Origin of the sequence: uncultured Caulobacter sp. (assembly GCF_937900395.1) — a bacterium.
GTDB lineage: Bacteria > Pseudomonadota > Alphaproteobacteria > Caulobacterales > Caulobacteraceae > Caulobacter.
The window spans coordinates 1-23,015 of the sequence record NZ_CALCDX010000039.1 but is presented as its reverse complement, the minus strand read 5'-3'; the positions used below and the strand labels follow the sequence as shown (position 1 = coordinate 23,015).

Here is a 23,015-nt window from a genome sequence, read left to right as displayed (position 1 = left end):
AACCCGCCGCCTCGCCCTTGCGCACGATCTCGGCGGGAAGACCCACATAGTCGCCGAGATGATGCAGGGTGACGTGGAAGCGGTCGGTCAGCAGCGGCTGGCCGCGCAAACCCAGGCTCTCACGCAGCCGCTGCGCCTCGCTGGCGATCCGCTCCGCCGCGAGCGCATCCGGGTACAACAGGAACATCAGCCGATCGGTCGGCGTCGGCGGGTCCAAACCCGGCAAACCCAGTTGTGTCATGAAGTGCTAGGAGGCTCGCCCGGCGGAGTCGACGCGGGTCCAGACCTGCGACTTGCAGAGGAAGTTCGGCAGCAGACAGCCCTTGGCGCGCAGGGACGCGCGATCCAGAAGGCGCACCTGGCCCGAGAAGGTCATGTTGAGATCGGGCACGAAGACCCGCCCCTTCCAGTCCACGGGCCCGCTCGGCGAGAAGTCGCGGAGCAGCTGCATGCCGATCAGCTCGCGCTTACTGCCCTTGCGCACGTCAGCTTGCGCTTCGGCGTTGGCCCAGACCACGTTTCCGCAGGTTTCCTCGCCGCAAGGCTTGATCTCGATATGGACGCTGCCCTTCGGGTTGCTCCAAACGCCGTAGATGTCGCCTGCTCGCGGCGGCGAAGGATCGGCGGCCTGGGCCCCCTGCACGCTCGCGAAGGTCAATCCCAGGATCGCAAATCCCAACGCCACTCGGTTCATCCTGACCTATCCTTCCACCCGTCCGGGCGACAAAAAGAAACACGCCGACAACATGGAGCGGCTAGCGTTCAACGCCTATATCGCCCCTTCGTTTTTCACGGCGGCGAGTTGAACGTCCAGCCATAACGTCTCCGGGGCCATTCGGATCGGGCGGAAGATCCGGCGCCGCCTGCCCGCCTAGACCCTTAGGCCCTTCATCACCCAGTAGGTCACGGCCGCCGCGACAAGGGCGATCAGAAGCGCCAACCATGGCGGCGCGAAGGCCAACTGGGGATCGACATCCAGTCGCCGCCGCCCGGTCACCATCGGGCGGATCAGGTTGGAGCGCTTGTAGACAAGGTAGAAGACAACGGCCGCCACGTGCGCGAGCACCAGCACCTGAATGGCCGTAAAGCTCCAGTCATGCCACTGGGCGAACTGGCGGCCAGTGTCGAAGCTCACCCGGTCCGCCAGGGGGCCGGACTCCAGGCCGTCGATGTCGACCGAGAATAGCCCCGTCACCACCTGAGTGAGGATGGCCGCCAGCAAGGCCAGGACACTGAGGGCGCCGACCGGATTGTGTCCCGGGGTGGATGAGGGCGCCCGATCGCCTAGCGTGCGGGCATAGGCCAGCACCGCGCGCGGTCCCTTCACGAACTGCGAGAACCGCGCGCTTTGGCTGCCCACCACGCCCCAGATCAGGCGGAAGGTGATCAGGGCCAGAACGGAATAGCCGGACCAGCGATGCCAATCCATGTGGCCCGTTCTCGCCGACCACCAGGAAAAGCCGATCAACCCGACCAGCGCCCAATGGACCAGGCGCGTGGGCGCGTCCCAGAGCTTGAATCCACGCGCGTCGGGCGCGGTCGAGGGGGCGTCCGAGGCCATAAGGCTAGTTCCGCGGCACGCGGAAGGATTCGTGGCAGCTCTTGCACGAGGCGCCGACGGCGCGGGACTGGCCGCGCAGGCCGTCCAGATCCCCGGCGGCCGCCAGCTGCTGCAGGCGCGACACCTCAAGCTGGGCGCGGTTGACCGCCGCCGAGAACTTGCCCGGGTCCGTCCAGACCTCGGGCTTGGCGTCGGTCGGCAGCTTGGACTCCGGTCCGCTGCCCTTGGGGAACCACGAGGGAATCTGCGTGGTGAGCGTCTTCAGCTTGGCGGCGTTGTCGGCGATCAGCTTGCGGTCGGGCGCGCCCTTCTTCAGCTCGTCCGAGATGGCCTTGTTGGCGGCGCCGATCTGCTTGAAGTTGTCATGCCTGGCCTTGATGGCCTTGCCTGCGGGCGTATTGGGCAGGTTTCCGGCCTCGTGGGCCACGGCTCCCGTCGCCATAACGATTCCCGCGACGATGCCGAACGTCGCGGCTTTGCTCATCAGCGTCATGCTCTCTGCCTCCCAGTGATTCCTGGGCCAGTATGGCGCCGTCCGGCGAGCGCGACTGCCTGTCCGTGGCCGATGACGCCAAATTCCGCTCCCCCGCCGTCATCTGGCCCGCTTCCCGTGCACAGGCGAAGGTGCGATGAGCGCGGGCGGACACGAGGTCCGCCCGCGCTCAGACTAGAAGCGCTTACGAACCTGGAAGCCGGCCGTACGCGGATTGATGCTGACGGTCTGCTTGGGGTTGTTCACCGCGGAGGTCACGCTCATCCGTCCAACTTCGTCGGTGATGTTGTTGACGAAGACGTAGGCGCCCCAGTCGGCGCCCTCGACCCCGGCGCGCACGTTCGCGTAGCCGTAGTCGCCCTGCTTCTCGTAGTAGACATAGGTCGGACGGAACTGCGATGCGGACTCGCCGACATAGGCGTAGTCGGCGCGCACCAGGCCGTTCATGTCGCCCTTGAGGGGCCAGGTGTATTCGACCGAAGCCGAGCCGCTGTACTTGGCCACGTTCGGGAACTCGTCGCCGCGCAGGCCGGTCGAGCCGGTGATCAGGATGCTGGAATTGGCCTGATCCTCGGTCAGCTTGGCGTCGACGATGGCGGCGGTGCCGCTGATCGTCAGGCCGGCGATCGGACGGGCCGTGGCCTCGACCTCGAAGCCCTTGATCTTGGCCTTGCCGGCGTTGGTCAAGTAGCTGAAGGCGCCGTTGGCGCTGGTGGCCGAGATCTGCATGTTCGACCAGTCGATCTGATAGGCCGCCGCGTTGAGCGTCAGGCGACGGTCGAACCACTGGCTCTTGATGCCGCCTTCATAGTTCCAGAGGCTGTCGGGCTGGTAGGCCAGAAGCGCGCTGGCCAGGCCCGGCACGTTGTTGGCGCCGCCCGGACGGAAGCCCTTGGCCGCCACGGCGTAGACCATGACGTCCGACGTCACTTGATAGGAGGCGTTCAGCTTGCTGACCCAGCCATCGGCGCTGGCGTCGACCTGGGCGGCCGGGCCGACGTAGGACTGGGTGATGAAGTTGCTGATCAGGACCTGGCCCGAGACGGTCTTGTCGTACTTGAAGCGGCGCAGGCCGCCGGTCAGGGTCAGCTTCTCGATCGGCTTGTAGGAGACTTCGCCGAAGAAGGCGGTCTGCTTGGTCTCGGTGCCGACGTGGCGCCACGCGGTCAGGTCGTTCGGGTTGATGATGCCCGTGGCGGCGTCGCCCTTGGCGACCTTGCTCTCGATGTAGTCGTCACGCTTTTCCAGATAGACGCCGGCCGTCCAGTCGACCTTGTCGTCGAACAGCGAGCCGTTCGCCCGCAGCTCGTGGTTCCACGAGGTCAGGCCCATCGGCTGGTAAAGCGCGCCTGGCGTCCGGCTATCGGCATAGGCGGTGTAGGCGGTCATCTGGGCCGCGGTGCAGGCCGGGTTCGTCGAACCGGTCGCGGCCGGTCCGCCGGCGACCCAGTTGCGGCACGAGGTGGCGTTGGCGCGGCTGCCCGACAGCGTCGGGCTGTAGTCGGAATTCCGCAGCAGCGTCCACTTGTAGTAGGACGACGTCGCCGTGACCGTGGCGAAGCTCAGATCCCACTTGCCCGTGAGGTTGTACATCCGCAGGTTATCGCTGGTCGGCGCGATGACGCGGGCGTTGGTCTTGTACTCCCCGCCCAGCGCCGGGTACCAGATGTTCTGACCGTCCAGCGTGGTCTTCTGGAACAGGCCCGTGGCGTTGATCGTCAGGTTGTCGGTGGGCGTGAAGCCCAGCATCAGACGACCGCCGCTGGAGTGTTGGTCGTTGATGTTCTTCTTGTTCAGCAGGACGTCGTCGACATAGCCGCCGCCCTCGGTCTTGTAGAGCACCAGGCGCGCGGCCAGCTTGTCCTCGATCAGCGGCACGTTGACCATGCCCTTCACCGAATAGCCGTTGCTGCCGCCTTTGACGGACGAGCCCTGAGCCTCGACGGCGCCGGCGTAGCGGCTGCTGTCGGGCTTGTTGAGGATCACCCGCAGAGTGCCGCCCATCGAGCCCGAGCCGTAGAGCGTGCCTTGAGGGCCGCGTAGAACCTCGATCCGTTCGGCGTCGAACAGGTTGACGTCGGCGCTGGTCGAGCTGGCGTCGGCGGTCGTGCCGGCCGGACCCGTCAGCGGGGTTTCATCGTAATAGAGGCCGACCGTGGCTTCGCCGGCGCTTCGCACGCCGCGCAGGGTCAGGCGGCGGCTGGTCGGCGAGTTGCCATCGACCTGCAGGTTCGGAACGGTCCGGAAGTAGTCCTGGATGCCGGAGGCGCCGAGCGCCTGCAGCGACTTCTCGGTGACCGCGCTGACGCTGATCGGCGTGGTCTGGACCGTGGTCGAGCGCTTCAGCGCGGTGACGACGACTTCCTCGATCGTCGCGCTGTCGGACGCCTGCTGGGCGAGCGCTTGGCCCGCCGCCAAGCTGCTCAGCGCGCTGGCGCCCAGGGCCAGAGCCCGAAGGCCTCGAAACTGCATCATTATTGAACCCCTCTTGTCGGTCCGCTCGTACGGCGGCCTGTAGGGTCAGACGCAAGGCCGAGCGGGTCCCTCACTTCCGGCGGGCAAAAAGATGCGGATCAGAAGCGGCGCTCGAGCGACAGGCGCACGGCGCGCGGAGTGACGCCGAAGTATTCGATGGGCCCGGATGTATTGCGCGCCGCCGACGCCCTGCCCGCCCGGTCCAGCAGATTCTCGATCGACAGGTCGATGCTCCAGTCGCGGTTCTCCAGGCCGGCGCTGGCCCCGAACACCGCATAGCCCCCCATCTTCAAGCAGTCCGCGTTGGCGGCGTTGAAGGCCGAGCGCGCCAGTCCGGCATGGTAGGCGTCGAACCGCAGCCGGCCCGTCAGCCCCTCGCCCAGGGGCCAGCGCCGCTCGGCCGAGGCCGCGGCCGAGACCTTGGGAACGGTGGGCAGCCGATCGCCTTTCAATCCCAGGCCGATGGCGCTGTTGGTCACCTGATCGGCGGTCAGCCGCGCATCCGTCAGGATGAGACTGGCCGCCAGGTCCCAGCCGACGACCTTCCGCGCGGTCCCTTCCAGCTCGAGGCCCTGGATGCGCGCGGCCCCGATGTTGGTCACGTAGTTGAAGGCGCGGTTCTGGGTCTGGGCCGCGTACTGCATGTCGCGCCAGCGGGCGCGGTAGAGGGCCAGGTTCAGCGAGACGCGGCGATCGGCGCTCTGGCCTTTCAGGCCCAGCTCGGCGTTGTCCAGTCGGTCCGACCGGTAGACCGCCAGGGCCTCGGGAAGGCCCGGCACCACGTTCACGCCGCCGGGGCGAAAGCCTTGCGAGACCTGGGCGTAGCCGAACAGGCCCGGCGCGATCTGGCGGCTGGCCATCGCCTTCAGACTCCAGCCCCGCTCGCGGCTGCGGGCGTCGATGGCATAGTCCATCCAGGTGCCAGAGATCACGTTGGCGACCTGCACCGCGCCTCGATCGCGCTTGACGTAATCGAAGCGCCGGGCGCCGATCGTCAGCTCGGTCGAGGGCGCGACGGCGTAGGAAACTTCGCCGAAGACCGCGTGCTGGGTCAGGTGGTTCTCGATGTCCCGCCGTCCGATCAGCACCGGCGGCTCGACCGCGCGGCCCGTCGCGGGATCCACGTGGCGGACCTGACTGTCGATGTAGTCCTCGCGGACCTCGCTATAGGCGCCCAGGCTCCAGCGCAGGGGGCCGGCCCCGACGGAGGCGGCGCGGATCTCGTGGATCCGAGCGGTCAGGTCCGCCGGCTGATGCAGGATCGCCGGATAGACGCTGTCGACATAGGCCGAATAGCTGGACATCTGGTCGCCGCCGCAGGCGGTCGCCAGCGAGAACATCCGCATGCAGCCGGCGGCGTTGGTCCGCTCGCCCAGCAGGACGCCGCTGTAGTCGGACCGCCGTACTAGCTTCCAGCGATACCAGGACGAGACCGCGGTGAGGTCCACGGCGTCGCCGCGCCACTTGACCACGGCCGACACGAAATCGATGTCGCCGTCGAACGGCGCGCGTCCGGCGTGAACCGTTCGCCACGGCCCGGCCGTATCGTTCCAGGCGGAGATGTCGCCGCGATGGCTGGTCTGATGAGCGCCCGACAGCAGGATCGACAGCCTAGGGCTCTTCTCCCACAGCACGGCCAGCCGCGCGCCCTGAACACGCGAGCCGTCGACGTCCGAGAGGCCCAACCGGATATTGTCGATCACCCCGGGCTGGCGCTGATCATAGGCCGTCAGGCGCACCGCGAGCGCGTCGGGGATCACCACGGCGTTGAAGACCGCCGCGCCGCTCACGGCCTCCCCGCCGTGAGCGAGGCTTGCGACCGACATCCCCACCGACCCCGCGTCGCCGCCGAGATCGGGCCGCTTGAACAGGATGCGTAGGGCCCCGCCCATGGCGCCCGAGCCATAGAGCGTGCCCTGAGGACCGCGCAGAAGCTCGATCCGATCGACATCCACCAGCGCCAGCTCCGGCGCCATGACGCCGGGATCGGCCGTGGTGCCGACCGGACCGGTCATGGGCGTCTCGTCGTAATAGAGGCCCGTCGTGGCCTCGCCCGCCCCATAGACCCCGCGCAGCACCAGGCGTCGCCCGAACGCGGTGGAGATCAGCTTCAGCCCCGGCAAGCTCGGCGCGGCCTGCTCGATGTTCGTCATGGCCATGCGCGCGAGTTGCTCGCCGTCGACCACCACCATGCTGAGCGGCGTCTGCTGGGCCAGGCTCGAGCGCTTCAGCGCCGTGACGACCAGACCGTCCAGATCGACCGGCGGGGCGACCGGCGCGGGGCGCGCCTCGGGCTCCTCGGGCGGCTTGGGCGCTCGCACCACCAGGAAGCTGCGCCCCTCCAGCCGAAAGGTCAGGCCCGAACCCGCCAACAGCTGGGCCAGGGCTTGTTCAGCGGTGAAGGTCCCGCTCAAGGGCGGACTGCGACGCCCCGCGGTGAGACTGGGGGAGAACAGGATTTCGCGATCGCTGCGCAACGCTAGCCGGTTCAGCGCCTGGCTTAAGGGCTGGGCGGGCAGGTCGAAGCGGCGCGCGGCCTCCGCCGATCGGCCCAGTCCCGCCAGGGCCGCGGCCGGCGCGAAGGCGCCGACAGCCGCCGCGCAGAGCAGGGCCGTGACGAGGCCGCGCCTATGCGACGCTCCCGACGCTCTGGACCTGAACAACAGCGACTCCCGACCTCCCCCGGCGGCTTGGATCTCGCGCCGCCGAGGGCGCGGACCATGCCTTATTTTGACGGGCGGCCATGCCAAAGCCGTCAACGCCCGCCCCCCAAGATCGCGCGCTGCACAGGCTTTAGGCAACAGGTCAAAGCGCGCGTGCGTTTGCGCCCATTGTCCGCCGGCGGCTTGACAGGCGGGAAAGCAGGATTTCACCTAACCGCCATGTTGGGGCGGTGGTCATGATCTGGGGCGTCAAAACGTCGAGGGCGTCCGAGGAGGCGACGACCCTGGTCGACAGCGGCGCACGCTTCATCCCGGCGCTTCGGGCCTTCTTTTCGCGCCGCGCGCCGGCCGCCGATGTCGAGGATCTGGTGCAGGAAGTCCTCCTGCGAATCCAGAAGCGCCAACCGGCCCCTGTCGTGAACAACGTGGAGGGCTACCTGTTCGAGGTGGCCGCCAATGTCCTGATCGATCGCGGCCGCCGAGATCGCACCCGCCGCCGCTCCGATCACTGCGAATTACAAGAATCGCATCACCCCGTTGATGATATGTCTCCCGAGCGCGTCTTACAGGGACGCGAACAGGTGGCGCGGGTGATGGCGGCCTTGAATGCGCTGCCGGAACGTACGCGACGGGTTTTCATCCTCGTGCGCTTCGAGGAGATGAGCTACAAGCTCGTCGCCCAGCGCCTGGGTGTCTCCGTCAGCGCTGTCGAGAAACACGTGATGAAGGCGCTTCGGCACTTGCACGAACGCCTGCGGGACCAGGATGACGTCGACAACGTCGGAGCACGAGAGACCCGAAGACCCGGCTAGCGCGGCGGCGGCTTGGTTCGCGCGGCTGCAAGCCGGCGATGTCTCCCTCCATGAACGACGCGACTTCCAGCGCTGGCTAAACGCCGACGCGCGGCACGCTGGCGCCTGGAACGCGGTCGGCGCCACCTGGAATGACCTTTCCAGCGTCGAGGACGATCCAGCCTTCGCGGCGCTACGAGCCGACGCGCTGAGTATCGACGCATCGCGCCCCCGTCTGTTGAGCCGGCGCAATCTGGGTCTGGCCGCGGCCAGCGTGGTGGCCCTCGCCGGCGTCGCGACCTTCGGCTGGCGCCGGCGCGCGGACGACGAAGGCGCCGCGCCCGTGGTCGACGAACCCGTCTTCACCACGGCGGTCGGCGAGCGCTCGACGTTCCGTCTGGCCGACAATTCGGTGGTGACGCTCAGCACCGACTCCGCCGTGCGGGTCAATCACTGGGGTCGCGAGCGCCGGCTGACCCTGCTGAGGGGCCAGGCCTATTTCCAGGTCGCCAAGGACAAGACCCGTCCGTTCATCGTCGCCGCGGGCGACAAGTCCGTCACGGCCGTCGGGACGGCCTTCGACGTGCGCCTGGAGCCTGGCAAGCTCTCGGTGACCCTGGTCGAGGGCCGAGTGCGAATCGCCGGCGCGTCCCCCAAGGGGCCGCGACAGGTCGAGATGTCGGCCGGCTCGCGCTTCGTGGCCGTCGACCGCGCCGATTGGACGATCGCCGCCGTCGACACCGCCAAGGAGTCGGCTTGGCTGCAGGGCCGTCTTGTCTTCGACGGCGAGCCCCTGTCCGCCGTGGTCGCCGAGATGAATCGCTTCTCGGCTCGCAAGCTGGACGTTTCGGATCCAACCCTGGCCGCGACCCCGGTGAGCGGCGTCTTCAAGACCGGCCAGGTCGACGCCTTCGCGGCGGCGCTGCGCACCTATGGCCTGGTCGAGGTCGGCCATAGTGACGACCGCCGGATCGAGCTGATCCGTCCCTCGCGCGACCTCTGAGCCCGCGCGTACGATTTTTTTAAATCCCCAGGTGAGGTCGCGCCCACGCGGTGCGTCTTATCGGCAGACCGCCTCCATTGTCCGGCGGCGCGATCCTTCGCTTTCCCGGGGAAACGTTCCAATGAAGCTGTCCACCCTCAAGCTCGCCCTCCTGTCCGCCACGGTGGCGAGCGGGGTCTTGGCGCCGCAGGCCTTCGCCAAGCCGGTCACCGACGCCGAGAAGGCGCAGATCCTCAAGCTCGTCGACGCCGACGCGGCCAACATCAAGGACGCGGCCCTGAAGATCTGGGGCTTCGCCGAGGTCGGGTATCAGGAGACCAAGAGCACCGCCCTGCTACAGGATCAGCTGAAGGCCGCCGGCTTCGAGGTGAAGGCCGGCGTCGCGGGCGAACCGACCGCCTTCATCGCCAGCTACAAGAACGGCGCGGGCCCGGTCATCGCCATCCTGGCCGAGTTCGACGCCCTGCCGGGCCTGGCGCAGACCGCCGATCCGGTGAAGACCGGCATCCCCGGCCAGATCGCCGGCCACGGCTGCGGCCACAACCTCTTCGGCGCCGCCTCGGTCGGCGCGGCGGTCTCGCTGAAGGCCTGGATGGTCAAGAACAACATCAAGGGCGAGCTGCGCGTGTACGGCACGCCCGCCGAAGAAGGCGGCTCGGGCAAGGTCTATTTCGTCCGCGACGGCCTGTTCAACGATGTCGACGTCACGCTGCACTGGCACCCGGCCAACAGCAACTCGGCCGTCCAGGGCGTGTCGATGGCCAATATCAGCGGCAAGTTCCGCTTCCACGGCGTTTCGGCCCACGCCGCCGGCGCGCCCGAAAAGGGCCGCTCGGCCCTGGACGGCGTCGAGGTCATGGACGTGGCCACCAACTTCCTGCGTGAGCACACGCCGGACAAGACCCGCATCCACTACGTGATCACCGCGGGCGGCACGGCGCCGAACGTCGTGCCCAACTTCGCCGAGGTCTACTACTACGTCCGCCATCCCGACCCGGCGGTGGTCAAGGACGTCTGGTCGCGGGTCGAGAAGGCGGCCGAGGGCGCGGCCCTGGCCACCGGCACCACGGTCGACAAGGAGATCACCGGCGGCGTCTACGCCCTGCTGCCGAACGACACCCTGGGCCGCGTGATGGACGCCAACCTGCGCAAGGTCGGCGGCATCACCTGGACGCCGGAAGAGATCGCCTTCGCCAAGACGCTCCAGACCTCGCTGGTCAACCCGCCCTCGATCGACACGGTCAAGACGGTCGAGCCCTACAAGGTCGAACTGGAGGGCGGCGGCGGCTCGACCGACGTGTCGGACATCAGCTGGGTCACCCCGACCGTGGGCCTGGGCACGGCGACCTTCGTGCCCGGCTCGGCCGGTCACAGCTGGCAGAACGTCGCCGCCGCCGGTTCGTCGATCGGTGTGAAGGGCGCGGTCAACGCCGCCAAGACCCTGGCGCTGACGGGCGCGGACCTCTTCGCCAACCCCGACATCGTCAAGAAGGCCAAGGCCGAGCTTGAGCAGCGCCGCGGCCCGAACTTCACCTACAAGGCCATGCTCGGCGATCGCCCGCCGGCCCTCGACTATCGCAAGCCCGCCGGGGCGGCGCACGAGTAACGATCGCCCGTCCTTCCCCCCGGCGATCGTCCGCGGCCGGCGCGCTCCCGCCCCTTAGCGCCGGCCGCTTCTTTGCATCCTTGGAGCTTCCTGTGGCCGAGACCGTCATCATCAGTCGCGAGCGTTTCGAGACGCTCAAGGGCGCCCTGCCGGCGATCACCCGAGAACACCTGACCGAAGTCTACGGCATCAGCGAAACGACCTGGACCAAGCTCCGCCGGGGCGAGCCCATCAAGCTCAACACCTGGCAGCGCATTCAGGTCCGCTTCGCGCGCCTAGGCTCTGGGGCTTGCTGAAGCGCGGCGATCAACCCGCGCCCAGCGCCCGGTAGAGGTCGATCGAGGCCTCCAGCGCCGCCGAGCGGGCGACGACGCCCTGGTCCTTAGCCTCCCACAGCCGCTGGTCGGCGCGCAGCACCGGGTCCAGCGCGAGTTCGCCCACGGCGTGAGCGCGATCGGCGGCGCGGCGCACCTTGCCGATCTCGGCGATCAGGGCCTCGACCTGGCGAGTCCGCTCGGCCCCGGCCCGCACCGCGGCCAGGGCGGTGTCGATCTCGGCCGCCGCCTTCTCGGTCGTGGCGCGATAGACGGCCAAGGCCTCGGCCTCGCGGCCCTTGGCCGCGCGCAGGTCGGCGTTCAGCCGCCCCCAGTCGAGCAGCCGCCAGCGCACCGACGCTCCGCCCAGCCAGAGCTTGGCGTCGGGATCGAACAGCCGGGCCGCGTCGGTGCTGGAGAAGCCGACAAGTCCTCCTAGGCTCACGGACGGATAGTATCCGGCCATCGCCACCCGCACGCCCGCGTGGCTGGCGGCGACGGCGCGCTCGGCCGCCGCCACGTCAGGGCGCCGAGCCACGGCGGCGGCCGGGGCGTCCAGGATCGCCGCGGGCAAGGCCGTCGGCAGTTCCCCGGGTGTGGCGAGCAGCGCCCGGCTCTGGCCCAGCGGCGCGCCCTGCAGCAGATCCAGCGCGTCGGCGGCCTTGATCAGGCCCGCCTCCAGGGTGGGGCGGGCCGAGCGAAGCGCGGCTAGTTCGGCCCGGGAGGCGTTGACCTCGACCCTCGCCCCCTCGCCCACCGCGGCCCGGCGCTCGGCCAAGGTCAGCGCCCGTTCGGCCAGGGCGGTCCGCGCGTCGAGGGCGGCCGATCGCCCCTGCAGGGCGCGCAGCAGGACATAGGCCCGGGCGGTCTCGGCGGCGACCGCGACCTTCATGGCCCGCGCCTTCTCTTGCTCCAGTTCGACCTGGGCCGTCCGCGCCTCGCGCGCCTGGCGGATCTGGCCGAACAGGTCGGCTTCCCAACCGACGGTCAGGACGCTGGCGTAGAGATCGGTCTCGCGGCTCAGGCGGAAGCCGTCGAGGAGACGCCCCTCTGGGCTGGCGGCGCTGTCCTCGCCTCGGCCCGCGATTCCGGAGACTTGGCCGATCGGCAGCGACAGGGCTCGCACGGCGTCCAGGCCCGCGCGGGCCTGCTCGATCCGGGCGGCGGCCACGCGAAGATCGGCGTTGTTGCTCAGGGCCGCCTCGACGCAGGCGGTCAGGGAGGGGTCGCTCAGCGTGCTCCACCAGGCCGTGAGCGCCACCGCGCCGGCCGCGGCCGAGTCCTGGGCAGGAAAGCGGGCAGGCAGTTCCGGTTGCGGCGCAACATAGGGCCGTCCCACCGCGCATCCTGTCAGGGCCGCGCCACAGGCGCTCGCGGCGGCCGCAGACCCCCAGCCTAGAAAGGCTCGCCGCGAAATCATTCATCCTTCTCCCTGGCCACGGAGCTCGAAAACTAAGCCGTCTGTTCGGCGTCCGTCGTGCGCTCGATCAAATTATGCTGCACTGCAATGTCGTATTATGCGCACTCTCGTGCGGATCACAGGCGCGGCCAAGGCAAACATGACGAAGCGGCTACCAGCTCTCCTTCTCGTCCTCGCCATCCTGGGCGCGGCCGGCGGATATTGGATCTGGCGCGCCACTCGTGACCCGGGTCCGCCCGAGGGTTTTGTCCACGCGAACGGCCGGGTGGAGCTGCAACGCTTCGTCGTCTCGGCCAAGATGGCGGGCCGGTTGCTCACGGTCACACCGCGCGAAGGTGACCTTGTCGAGGCCGGCGCCGTGGTGGCGACCCAGGAAACCGAGCAACTGGACGCCAGATCACAGGCCGCCATCGCCAACGCCGCCGCCGCCCGCGAGGCCGAGGCCCGCGCCACGGCGGAGGTCCGCGCTCGTCGCGCCGCCGTCGCCCTGGCCCAGGTCGAGACCCGCCGCGCCGATCAACTGGTGGGCGACGAGGCCGTCTCGCCCGCCGACGCCGACCGTCGCCACACCCAGCGCGACGCCGCCCTGGCCGCCCTGACCGGAGCGCAGGCCGCCCAGGCTCAGGCCGCCGCCATGGTCCAGGCTGCCGAGGCCCAGCTCAGCGAGGTCCGCTCGGCCATCGGCGACGCTCGCCTGCGCGCTCCGGCGGCCGGCCGGGTCGAATATCGGTTGCTGGAGCCCGGGGAGATGGTCGGCCCCGGCTCGCGCGTCCTGACCCTGCTGGACCCGCTCGACGCCTACATGACCGTGTTCATCCCGACCCGCGAGGTGGCAGAGCTGCGCATCGGCGCCGAGGCGCGGCTGAAGCTGGACGCCGCCCGCCCGCTGGTCGCGCCGGCCCGCGTGGCCTTCATCGCCGCCGACGCCCAGTTCACCCCACGCACGGTCGAGACGGCCTCCGAGCGCGATAAGCTGATGTACCGCGTGAAGCTGGCCATCGATCGCGACTGGCTGGCCGCGCACCGCGACGGCGTCCATGGCGGCCTGACCGGCGAGGCCTATGTCCGGCGCGACGCCAAGGCCCCCTGGCCCGCCGACCTGGGGCTCGGCGATGGCCGCTGACGCGCTGGTCGAGGTCAGCGGGCTCACGCACCGCTATGGCAAGCGCCTGGCCTTGCGCGAGGTGTCGCTGACCATTCCGGCCGGCTCGACCACCGCCGTGGTCGGCCCCGACGGGGTCGGCAAGTCGGCCCTGCTGTCGCTGATCGCCGGCGCGCGCCGGATGCAGACCGGCGAGGTGCGGGTGTTCGGCGCCGACATGCGGCGCGGACGCCAGCGCGCCAAGGCCTTCGAGCGCATCGCCTTCATGCCCCAGGGCCTCGGCAAGAACCTCTATCCGACGCTCTCGGTGCGGGAGAACATCGACTTCCATGGCCGCCTCTACAGCCAGCCGTCCGATGAGCGGCGCGCGCGCATCCAGCGCCTGACCGAGGCCACCGGCCTCTCGCGGTTCCTGGACCGCCCGGCCGGCAAGCTTTCGGGCGGCATGAAGCAGAAGCTCTCGCTCTGCTGCGCCCTGGTCCACGATCCCGACCTTCTGATCCTCGACGAGCCGACGACCGGCATCGACCCGCTGTCGCGCCGCCAGTTCTGGGCGCTGATCGACCAGCTTCGCGCCGACCGGCCCGCCATGACGGTGCTGGTCGCCACCGGCTACATGGAGGAGGCCGAGCGCTTCGAGCGGATCGTCGCCCTGGACGACGGCAGGATTCTCGCCGACGGCCCCGCCGCCGAGGTGATCGGCGACGCCGGGGGCATGGAGGCCGCCTACACCCTGCTCGTCTCGGGCAAGCCGGCCGAGCCGGTCGTCGCCCCGCCCCTGACCGACGGCGACGGAACGCCGGCGATCCGCGCCCGAGGCCTGACCCGGCGCTTCGGCGACTTCGTGGCGGTCGACGACGTCAGCTTCGAGATCCGGCGCGGCGAGATCTTCGGCTTCCTGGGCTCGAACGGCTGCGGCAAGACCACGACGATGAAGATGCTGGTCGGGCTGCTGGCCGCCAGCTCCGGCGAGGCCGAGGTGCTGGGCGAGCCCGTCGACGCCTCGTCGATCGCCCGCCGCGCCCGGCTCGGCTACATGTCCCAGGCGTTCTCGCTCTACGAGGAGCTGACGGTGCGGGGAAACCTCGCCCTCCAGGCCAAGCTCTATGGCATTCCGGCGGGCGAGCGGGACCGGCGACTGGACGAGGCCCTGCGGGCCTTCGACCTGATGGACAACGCCGACAGCTACCCGGCCAGTCTGCCGCTGGGCGTGCGCCAGCGCCTGCAGCTGGCCGCGGCCTGCCTGCACCGGCCAGATATCCTGATCCTGGACGAGCCGACCTCGGGCGTGGACCCGGCCGCGCGCGACATGTTCTGGCGCACGATCATCCGGCTGGCCCGCGAGGACGGCGTAACCGTCTTCCTCTCCACCCATTTCATGAACGAGGCCGCCCGCTGCGATCGGATCTCGCTGATGGACGCGGGCAAGGTGCTGGCCGTCGGCGCGCCCGAGGCCCTGCGCGCGCAGCGGGGCGCGGCGACGCTGGAAGAGGCCTTCGTCGACTATCTCGAGGAGGCCCAAGGCGGCGAGGCCCCGGCGGCCGCCGCCTCGGTCGCCACGACGGCCAGTCGCGCGCGCTCGCGGCCGCTGGCGCGCATCTGGGCCTTCGCCAGCCGCGAGAGCCTGGAGTTGCGCCGCGATCCGGTGCGTCTGGGCTTTGGGATCTTCGCGCCCCTGCTGCTGCTGTTCGTCTTCGCCTACGGCATCTCGTTCGACGTCGAGAACCTGACCTTCGCCGTGCTCGACCAGGACCAGAGCGTCGAGAGCCGAGGTCTGGCCCAGGCGTTCGAGGGCTCGCGCTACTTCCAGCGCAAGGCGCCGTTCGAAAGCATCGACGACATGACCCGCCGCCTGCGGGCCGGCGAGGTGACGGTGGCCGTGGCCATCCCGCCCGGCTACGGCAAGGCGCTGCTGTCGGGACGCCAGCCCGAGGTCGGCCTGACCGTCGACGGCGCCGCGCCCTTCCGGGGCGAGACGGCCGAGGGCTACGCCCTGGCCCTGATGCAGGCCTATGCCTACGACCGCATCCGACAGCAGTATGGCGTCTCGCCGGTCCAGGCCGCGCCGATGAGCCTCGAGCCCCGCTTCCGCTACAACCAGGGCTTCCGCAGCGTGTTCGCCATCACCCCCGGCGTGATCATGTTCGCCCTGGCGCTGATCCCGGCCATGACCACGGCCCTGGGCGTGGTGCGGGAACGGGAGCTGGGATCGATCCTGAACCTCTACACCTCGCCCGCGACGGTGGGCGAGTACCTGATCGGCAAGCAGGCGCCCTATGTCGTCGTGGCGATGGTCGCCTTCCTGGCCCTGGTCGCCAGCGCCGTCGGCTGGTTCGACGCGCCGATCAACGGCTCCCACCTGGCCCTACTGACTGGCGGCCTGGCCTATGTCTTCGCCAGCACGGCCTTCGGCGTCCTGCTGTCGTCGGTGCTGCGCAGCCAGACGGCGGTGATGGCGGCGGCGGCGATCCTGACCCTGATCCCCGCCGTCAACTTCTCCGGTTTCCTCTATCCGGCCTCCGAGATCGAGGGCGCGGGCCGGCTGATCCACGCCATCTTCCCAGGCGCCTGGTTCCAGCAGGTCAGCCTGGGCGCCTTCGTCAAGGCGCGGAGCTTGGCCGACCTGGCGCCGGCGATCGTGGTGCTGGCGGTCCTCGGCCTCGTTCAGCTGGCGGCCGCGCGGGTCCTGCTCAAGAAGCAGGAGACCTGAGCCGTGCGCCCGACCAACGTCCTGAACCTGACCCTGAAGGAGTTCGCCAGCCTGTGGCGCGATCCGGCGGCGATCGTGCTGATCCTCTTCGCCTTCACCTTCGCGGTCTACACCGTCTCGAAGGACATCAAGACCGAGGTCAACAACGCCCCGATCGGGGTGGTCGACAACGATCGCTCTCCCCTGTCGCGCCGCCTGACCGACGCCTTGCAGCCACCGCTGTTTCGCGCCCCGATCCCCCTGACCGCCCAGACCGCCGACGCGGCCCTGGAGACGGGCCAGGTGATCTTCGTGCTGGAGATCCCGCCGAGCTTCGAGGCCGATCTGCTGCGCGGCCGCAAGCCCGGCCTGATGCTGCTGATCGACGCCACGGCCATGACCCAGGCGGGCCTGGGCGCCAGCCATGTCGGCCGGATCGTATCCGCCGAGGTTGCCAGCGCGCTCGGCTCGCCGTCGACCGAGGCCTCCCTGCCCGTGCGGGTGGTTTCGCGGACGGCGTTCAATCCCAACCACCAGGCCATCTGGTTTGTCTCGGTGATGCAGATCACCCTGGACCTCACCATCCTGTCGATCCTGCTGGTCGGGGCGGCCTTCATGCGCGAGCGCGAGCGGGGCACGATCGAGCGGCTTCTGGTCATGCCCGTCACCCCGATCGAGGTCGCCCTGGGTAAGATCATCGCCAACGGCGTGGTCGTGGCGGCGGCGGCGTTCCTGTCGCTGCAGCTCGTGGTGCAAGCGGGACTGGGCGTGCCCATCCACGGCTCGGTGGCGCTCTTCATGGCCTGCGTCGCGCCCTACCTCTTCGCGACCGCCGCCATCGGCATCTTGCTCGCCACCTCGGCCGGATCGATGCCGCAGTTCGCCTTGATGTCGATCCCGGTCTTCGTGATCCTGAACCTGCTGTCCGGGGCGGTGACCCCGATGGAGAGCATGCCCGCCCCGATGCGCGTGGTGATGGAAGCCTCGCCGACCACCCAGTTCGTGGCGCTGTCCAGCGCCATCCTGTTCCGGGGCGCCGGCCTGGCTGAGATCTGGGAGCACCTGGCGGCCATCATGGTCGTGGGATCCCTGGCCCTAACCCTCGCCCTGCTGCGCTTCCGGGCTCAAATGCAGAAGGCTGGATGACGACCATGACCGCCAAGCTTTCCCCTCCGCCCAAAGAGCCGCCAATGCCCAACCGCGTTGCGACCATAGCCCCGCCCGAGCCGAGCCCGGCTCCGGAGCCTTTAGACGGTATCGCCGAAACCCTGGATCGCGCCGCCGGCGCCCTGGTGGCGCGGGCGACAGGCGGCGTCTCGCCCGCCACCCTGGTTCAGTCTTTCTCGGACTGGTGGACCCACCTTGCGATGTCGCCCGGCAAGCAGCTGACCCTGGCGGCCAAGTCGGCCCGCAAGACTCAGCGCCTGACGGACTTCGCCATGCGCGCCCTCGAGCAGGATGATCCCGAGCCGGCCATCGAGCCCCTGCCCCAGGACCGCCGCTTCCGCGACCCGGCCTGGAAGGAAGCGCCCTATAATCTGATTTCCCAGGCCTTCCTGCTGAACCAGCAGTGGTGGCACGCGGCCACGACCGGCGTCGGCGGCGTCAGCGCCCATCACGAGCAGGTCGTCGAGTTCGCCGCCCGCCAGGTCCTGGACATGTTCGCGCCCACCAACTTCGTGGCGACCAATCCCGTGCTCCAGCAACGGATCCTGGAGACGGGCGGGCGCTGCCTGGTCGATGGGGCCCGCCACCTGTTCGAGGACGTCGGCCGCGCCGTGCGCGGCGAGCCGCCGGTCGGCGTCGAGGCGTTCCCGGTGGGGGAAGCCGTTGCCGCCACGCCCGGCAAGGTGGTGCTCCGCAACCAGCTGATCGAGCTGATCCAGTACGCGCCCACGACCGACAAGGTGCGCCCCGAGCCGGTGCTCATCGTGCCGGCCTGGATCATGAAGTACTACATCCTGGACCTGTCGCCGGAGAACTCGCTGATCGCCTGGCTGCGCGACCAGGGCTACACGGTCTTCGCGATCTCCTGGCGCAATCCCCGTCCCGCCGACCGGGACATGGACATGGACGACTATCGACGGCTTGGCCCGATGGCCGCCCTCGACGCGATCGGCGCCATCACCGGCGCGGCCAGGACCCACGCCCTGGGCTACTGCCTCGGCGGCACGCTTCTAGCGATCACGGCCGCGGCCATGGCGCGCGACGGCGACGAGCGCCTGGCTAGCCTGACCCTGCTGGCCGCCCAAACCGACTTCACCGAGCCCGGGGAACTCAGCCTCTTCATCGACGAGGCCCAAGTGAACCTGCTCGAGAGCATGATGTGGAGCCGAGGCTATCTGGAAAGCGCCCAGATGAGCGGCGCCTTCCAGCTGCTGCGGTCCAGCGATCTGATCTGGTCGCGGGTGCTGTCGACCTATCTGATGGGCCAGCGCGAGCCGCTGAACGATCTGATGGCGTGGAACGCCGACGGCACCCGCATGCCCTATGCGATGCACTCCCAGTATCTGCGCCGCCTCTTCTTGGGCAACGACCTGGCCGAGGGTCGCTTCCTGGCCGACGGCCGGCCGGTCACCCTGTCGGCGGTGAACGCGCCGATGTTCGTGGTCGGGGCGGAGACCGATCACGTCGCGCCATGGCGCTCGGTCTTCAAGATCCACTTGTTCTCGGACTCGGCGATCCGCTTCCTGCTCGCCAGCGGCGAACCGGCGATCCAGTTCCTCGCCGAAATCGACCTCGTGCAGGTTGGCAAATTTGTCGCCAAGCCGCGCGGCGGTTGCCAGCCATGGGCTGATGCCGAGGTCGCCGTTCGCGTTGATGGTCAAGTTCGCAATGGCGCCGAGGGACAGGAATCGATAACCACGGTCCTCGAAACGCGAACGCAGGGCTTGCGCGAACGCGGTGCGTCGCGGGCTCAGATTGAGCTTCAGCAGCTCGATGTCCGGCGGCATCCGCATCTCCAGGAGATCGACGACGACGTGCTCGAAGTCCTCGTCCGTCAAGGCGTAATCGTTGATATGCAGGCCCCCGCGCCCCACCGGCTGGAACTCGAACAGGCTGAGCCGCTTCACCCCCCACGCCGTGAACGCTTCCACCATCTCCTTCAACAGGCGGGCGTTGTCGCGGAACAGCGTGACCCGCAGCGTGAAGTCCACGCTCTTGTCCCGGAGCTCGTCGATGGTCCGACGCACCCGGCTCAGGTTGGCGGGCCTCATGCGCTGCTGCAAGACGTCCGTATGGCCCTCGACGGAGATGCGCAGCTCGCCGATCCCCTTCAGGCGCTCCGTCGACACGCGGATGGGCACGGTTCCGCTTGTGGTGAATGTGAGCGACCGGTGATGCTCTGGCGGAACAAGCGTCAGGATGTCGTCGATGTCATCACGCAGGAACAACTCGCCGCCTTCCACATGGAGGTCGGCTTCGAAGCGTCCGCACAGGTGGGTGATCACCCTGGCAACCTCCTCCGTGTTCAGCATCAGGCCGGGATCGTCCCCAACCCGTCGAGCGTCATAGTAGCAATGGGTGCAATTGAGATTGCAGACGGTCGTCAGGTACATGTGTATGGCGAGTGCTTCCACGTGGTTCTCTCCTCGGGAATTAGATAGTGGGTGCGCGGCGCATGAATCAGCACCGCATCAGCGTGCAGCCTCTGGTGCCGCCGAAGCCGGGATTGACGAGAAGCGCGATGTCGCCCTGCTTCAGATCCCCGGCCTGGTGTGATCGGAGGTAATGGATGAAGGCGTCGCTGGCGTTGAGGTGGCCGGTCTGGGATATGCCGTCATCCCTGATGAAGTCGCGGGGCACTCTCAGCAGCGCCGCCACGGCATCCCAGATCAGGCGGTTGGGTGTATGCGGAACGATCATGGCCAGCTCGCCGAGGTGCAGCCCGGCGGAGGCGACACAGCTCAGGATGGCGGTGCGGATGGCCTGGGGATTGGCGGCGCGGAAGCGATCAATGGCTTCCGGTGGTGACAGCTCCCCCTCCCATGCCTGGATATCGGTGTCGGTGAACGTGGCCAGCACCTGGTGCCGGGAGGAGTTTGCCACCAGCAGACCGGCGATCGCGGCATCGCCCATCGCGGAGCCGAAGAACAAGCGTTCGTCGTCGTGGTTGGCTACGTCCGCGCCCACCACGAGCACACCCTCTCGCGGTGCATCGCGCAGGAGGCCGCCGGCGAGTGCAACCGCCTGATGGAGGATCGCGCATGGCTGGCCGCTGACCGCGATGGCTGGGACACGGTCCAGGCCATGACAATCCAGGCAGGCGGTGATGAAATCCGCCCCGGGCGCCACAGGAAACGGCAATGAATGGACGAGCATCACCAGTCCCACCCGCTCGCACGGCGTCGCGACATGCTCCAGGACCCGGGAGATGGCCTCACTCATCAGCGCCGCGGTGCTCGACCCGGTGGCGACGGGAACACGTGAGAGGCCGTTGCGTTCAAGCAGTTCCCGTTCGGCAGTGGTATCGGCGGTGGAGTCCAACAGAGAAAAGACCGATCGGGACGTCGCGGGAACCACCATCTCGAGGTGTTCGAATCCCATGCTCGTCATTGGTCCTCCAGGTCATGAAACAGCGTCGTTAGGATGTCCTCGCTGGCGGCGAACTCGCGCAATGCCTGCAAGCAGCCCGGTTCGCGCGCCAGGAGACCGGCCACACAACGGCCCACGGCCAGGCACTGCACCAGCCATTCATCGCGCATGGCCTTCAGGCATCGCTCCCATGTGCCGCTGACGCCCATCGCACAGGCTCCCTCGATCAAGGCCATCGCGGCGAGGTTGCGTTGTGCGCGCACGGGAAGCAGGAACTCCAGGCCACGGCGCTCGCTAGGGCAAGCGAGGATCTGTGCCTCGCGATCCGCCAGTGCGCGGTAGACCTCCGCACTGGCACCGCCGGCCTGGGCGGTCAACCGCGCCGCCTGGCGCACGCCCGCCAGCAGCGAATCCGCACCGGGCACGCTGGCGGTCCGACCCGCGCCGCGCCGCATCATGAAGGCTCCCCGCCCTTCGGGAATCTCCGTGGCGGACCAGGCGTTCATGAACTCGGCAGCTGGCATGAGCGCCGGAAAGGCCCCCTCCCCGTCGAGAAGCCAAAGGCCTTGCTGCTCCAGGTCCAGCGCCACCACGTAGTGGTCGCAGCCGCTGAACAGCTCTGGGTGGGGCAGATAGGAAAGCCCGCCCATATCCAACGGGCCCAGTAACACGGGAGACTCTTGCAACCAGCTCGTCAGCAGCGCCAGCGCCCACGCACCCTCGGTCGGTTCAAACCAGCGGGTCTCCAGCGGCAGGCCGATCAGCGTGAACGCACGGTCCAGGCCGAGGTCGGGATCGAGGATGGGCGCAATGAGACGGTTGGGATCTCCCGCACGGCTGGTGGTGCCGAACGGAACGCCTGTCAGCGCCTCGAAACATAGCGCCTGCTCGGTCTCGTAATGCGGCAGGAAGGCATGCAGCGCGGCCACCGTGTGGCAGCCCAGCGCCTGGCCCCGGAACAGGCTCGCCGCGGTTGCCAGCGGCCGATTCATGGCAAGGCCCTTTCACTCACGCTGGCCAGCAACGCGGCTCGGTCGATCTTGCCGTTAGCCGTGTATGGTAGCTTGGGTCGGCAGATCACGTCGATAGCGGGGGGCTGCGACCAGGTGTCCGCGATCAGGGAACGTGCCTCGGCCTTCAGGACCTCCGCGTCGGCCGTCGTGCTCAGGAAGGCGTGGATTTGCCGCACCTCGCCGGACTCACGCTGGAGGACCACCGCGGCCTGATCCACCGGTGGCAACCGGGCCAGCCGATCTTCAAGCGGTGCGGTGAAGAGCCACTGACCTCGCCAGTGGCCGAGCGCATCCATTCGGCCCAGAAAGCGAAGAAAGCCGTCGGCATCCCGGGTGAAGGCGTCGCCCGACCGCAGTTGCCGCGCGCCAGTTTCAGGGTCCATGGGAAAGCGCTGGCGGGTGGCTTCCGCGTCGCCCCAGTAACCCGCCATGAGATGCGGGCCCATCACCCACAACTCTCCCCACGTCGTGTCGCTGGCCTGGGCGCCCGAGGGCCGCAGGTGAACCTTCGTCCCGGGCAGCGGCAAGCCCACCGAACCCGAAGGTGCCGCGGGTCCGAGGTGCGGTGGCATGATCGCCACGCGCTTGCACTCGGTCAGGCCATACATGGGTACGACGCAGGCATTCGGCAGCAGCGACCGCCAGCGGTCTACCTGCGCGCTTGGCAGCAAATCGCCGGTGCTGGTCACCATCCGTAGCGTCCTGGGCGTCAGCCGCTCCAACATCCGGGAACGCAGCAACAGCACGGATAGGCCTGGAACGAGCGGCAGCACCGTGATCCGTCGATCAGCCAGCAGCCGAGGCAGGCCGGTGATCGCGGCGGCGGGCGCCGCCACCACAACGGCGGCCCCGCAGGCCATAGCCAGGAAGACCTGGTAGAGACCGTAATCGAAGGAGAACGGCAGCGCGCACAGGATGCGGTCTTCCTGCCGCTGTCCCAGCACCCGATTGATGCCGCCGACGGCCGCCAGGATCGCGGCGTGGGTGCAGGTGACGCCCCGTGCCACGCCGGTGGAGCCCGACGTGAAGATGATGCAGGCCGCCTCGCCGCGTGCTCTCCGCCGAGGGGGGGCACCACGCCCCTCGCCCGACAGCAGCTCTGGAAAGCCGCGGCGCGCCAGGCCGGTCAGCGTGGCCGACCAGCGATGCAGCTCCCGCGGAGCGGCAAACACAGCCGTCGGTGTGGTCGATGCGACGATGACGGGCAGCAGGTCCTGCGCCACATGGGGTGACACCGGGATGGCCACCGCGCCCGCGCGCAGCACCGCCAGCACGCCCACCAAGAAGCCATCGCTGTTGTCGCCCATCACCAGCACACGGTCGCCCGGGAGGACGCCGGCCTCTTCCAG

At 68.9% G+C, this 23,015-nt stretch carries 16 protein-coding genes and 3 pseudogenes; 8 read left to right on the top strand and 11 right to left on the bottom strand.

Going from position 1 to position 23,015, the window contains the following annotated elements; translation table 11 throughout:
• The 6 genes and pseudogenes from Q0379_RS03155 to Q0379_RS03130 all read right to left on the bottom strand — a co-directional run.
• Positions 1-241 (bottom strand): annotated as a pseudogene (locus tag Q0379_RS03155) (2'-5' RNA ligase); the annotation flags it as partial.
• A gap of 6 nt (positions 242-247) precedes the next feature.
• Complete coding sequence (locus Q0379_RS03150; RefSeq protein WP_299004167.1) at positions 248-694, bottom strand: DUF2147 domain-containing protein; 447 nt, start codon at positions 692-694, stop codon at positions 248-250.
• Between the two features lie 177 nt (positions 695-871).
• Complete coding sequence (locus Q0379_RS03145) at positions 872-1,561, bottom strand: cytochrome b/b6 domain-containing protein (RefSeq protein ID WP_299004165.1); 690 nt, start codon at positions 1,559-1,561, stop codon at positions 872-874.
• A gap of 4 nt (positions 1,562-1,565) precedes the next feature.
• Positions 1,566-2,045 (bottom strand): cytochrome c, encoded by a 480-nt coding sequence (locus tag Q0379_RS03140; RefSeq protein WP_299004163.1) that lies wholly within the window; start codon positions 2,043-2,045, stop codon positions 1,566-1,568.
• A 183-nt stretch (positions 2,046-2,228) separates the two neighbouring features.
• Positions 2,229-4,529 (bottom strand): TonB-dependent receptor, encoded by a 2,301-nt coding sequence (locus tag Q0379_RS03135; protein WP_299004161.1) that lies wholly within the window; start codon positions 4,527-4,529, stop codon positions 2,229-2,231.
• A 98-nt stretch (positions 4,530-4,627) separates the two neighbouring features.
• Entirely contained in the window at positions 4,628-7,192 is a 2,565-nt protein-coding gene (locus Q0379_RS03130) for a TonB-dependent receptor (protein WP_299004159.1), read from the bottom strand.
• A 236-nt stretch (positions 7,193-7,428) separates the two neighbouring features.
• Between Q0379_RS03130 and Q0379_RS03125 the strand changes: the two genes are divergently transcribed.
• The 4 genes from Q0379_RS03125 (at position 7,429) to Q0379_RS03110 (ending at position 10,888) form a co-directional block, all read left to right on the top strand.
• Positions 7,429-8,004 carry an RNA polymerase sigma factor gene (locus tag Q0379_RS03125; protein ID WP_299004157.1) on the top strand — a complete coding sequence of 192 codons (576 nt, stop codon included), beginning with the start codon at positions 7,429-7,431 and terminating at the stop codon, positions 8,002-8,004.
• Positions 7,958-8,986 carry a FecR domain-containing protein gene (locus Q0379_RS03120; RefSeq protein WP_299004155.1) on the top strand — a complete coding sequence of 343 codons (1,029 nt, stop codon included), beginning with the start codon at positions 7,958-7,960 and terminating at the stop codon, positions 8,984-8,986. Before Q0379_RS03125 ends, Q0379_RS03120 begins: the two co-directional genes overlap by 47 nt.
• Before the next feature lie 121 nt (positions 8,987-9,107).
• Positions 9,108-10,592 (top strand): amidohydrolase, encoded by a 1,485-nt coding sequence (locus Q0379_RS03115; protein WP_299004153.1) that lies wholly within the window; start codon positions 9,108-9,110, stop codon positions 10,590-10,592.
• Between the two features lie 92 nt (positions 10,593-10,684).
• On the top strand, positions 10,685-10,888 hold the full coding sequence (locus Q0379_RS03110) for a hypothetical protein (protein ID WP_299004151.1): 204 nt from the start codon (positions 10,685-10,687) through the stop codon (positions 10,886-10,888).
• Positions 10,889-10,898: 10 nt separating this feature from the next.
• Here Q0379_RS03110 and Q0379_RS03105 read toward each other — a convergent pair whose 3' ends face one another.
• The gene (locus tag Q0379_RS03105) at positions 10,899-12,326 is read right to left on the bottom strand and encodes an efflux transporter outer membrane subunit (RefSeq protein ID WP_299004150.1); all 1,428 of its coding nucleotides are present in this window, start codon (positions 12,324-12,326) and stop codon (positions 10,899-10,901) included.
• A gap of 139 nt (positions 12,327-12,465) precedes the next feature.
• Here Q0379_RS03105 and Q0379_RS03100 point away from each other — a divergent pair, with 139 nt between their 5' ends.
• From Q0379_RS03100 to Q0379_RS24130, 4 genes and pseudogenes are all read left to right on the top strand, one after another.
• Positions 12,466-13,449: an HlyD family efflux transporter periplasmic adaptor subunit gene (locus Q0379_RS03100; RefSeq protein WP_299004146.1), complete on the top strand. Its 984-nt coding sequence runs from the start codon at positions 12,466-12,468 to the stop codon at positions 13,447-13,449.
• Positions 13,439-16,138, top strand: coding sequence for a ribosome-associated ATPase/putative transporter RbbA (gene rbbA, locus Q0379_RS03095; RefSeq protein WP_299004144.1), 2,700 nt, complete (start codon positions 13,439-13,441; stop codon positions 16,136-16,138). The genes Q0379_RS03100 and rbbA overlap by 11 nt, the downstream gene beginning before the upstream one ends.
• Positions 16,139-16,141: 3 nt before the next feature.
• Positions 16,142-17,263 carry an ABC transporter permease gene (locus tag Q0379_RS03090; protein ID WP_299004141.1) on the top strand — a complete coding sequence of 374 codons (1,122 nt, stop codon included), beginning with the start codon at positions 16,142-16,144 and terminating at the stop codon, positions 17,261-17,263.
• A pseudogene (locus Q0379_RS24130) lies at positions 17,260-18,750 on the top strand (alpha/beta fold hydrolase); the annotation flags it as partial. The gene Q0379_RS03090 and the pseudogene Q0379_RS24130, both read left to right, overlap by 4 nt.
• A gap of 522 nt (positions 18,751-19,272) precedes the next feature.
• Here Q0379_RS24130 and Q0379_RS24125 read toward each other — a convergent pair.
• The 4 genes and pseudogenes from Q0379_RS24125 to Q0379_RS03070 all read right to left on the bottom strand — a co-directional run.
• Positions 19,273-19,677, bottom strand: a pseudogene (locus Q0379_RS24125) (radical SAM protein); the annotation flags it as partial.
• Between the two features lie 67 nt (positions 19,678-19,744).
• On the bottom strand, positions 19,745-20,674 hold the full coding sequence (locus Q0379_RS03080) for a 3-oxoacyl-[acyl-carrier-protein] synthase III C-terminal domain-containing protein (RefSeq protein ID WP_299004137.1): 930 nt from the start codon (positions 20,672-20,674) through the stop codon (positions 19,745-19,747).
• Complete coding sequence (locus Q0379_RS03075) at positions 20,671-21,645, bottom strand: hypothetical protein (protein ID WP_299004135.1); 975 nt, start codon at positions 21,643-21,645, stop codon at positions 20,671-20,673. The genes Q0379_RS03080 and Q0379_RS03075 overlap by 4 nt, the downstream gene beginning before the upstream one ends.
• Positions 21,642-23,015, bottom strand: a 1,374-nt coding sequence (locus Q0379_RS03070; protein WP_299004133.1) for a class I adenylate-forming enzyme family protein, incomplete at its 5' end; no start/stop codon positions are given. The genes Q0379_RS03070 and Q0379_RS03075, both read right to left, overlap by 4 nt.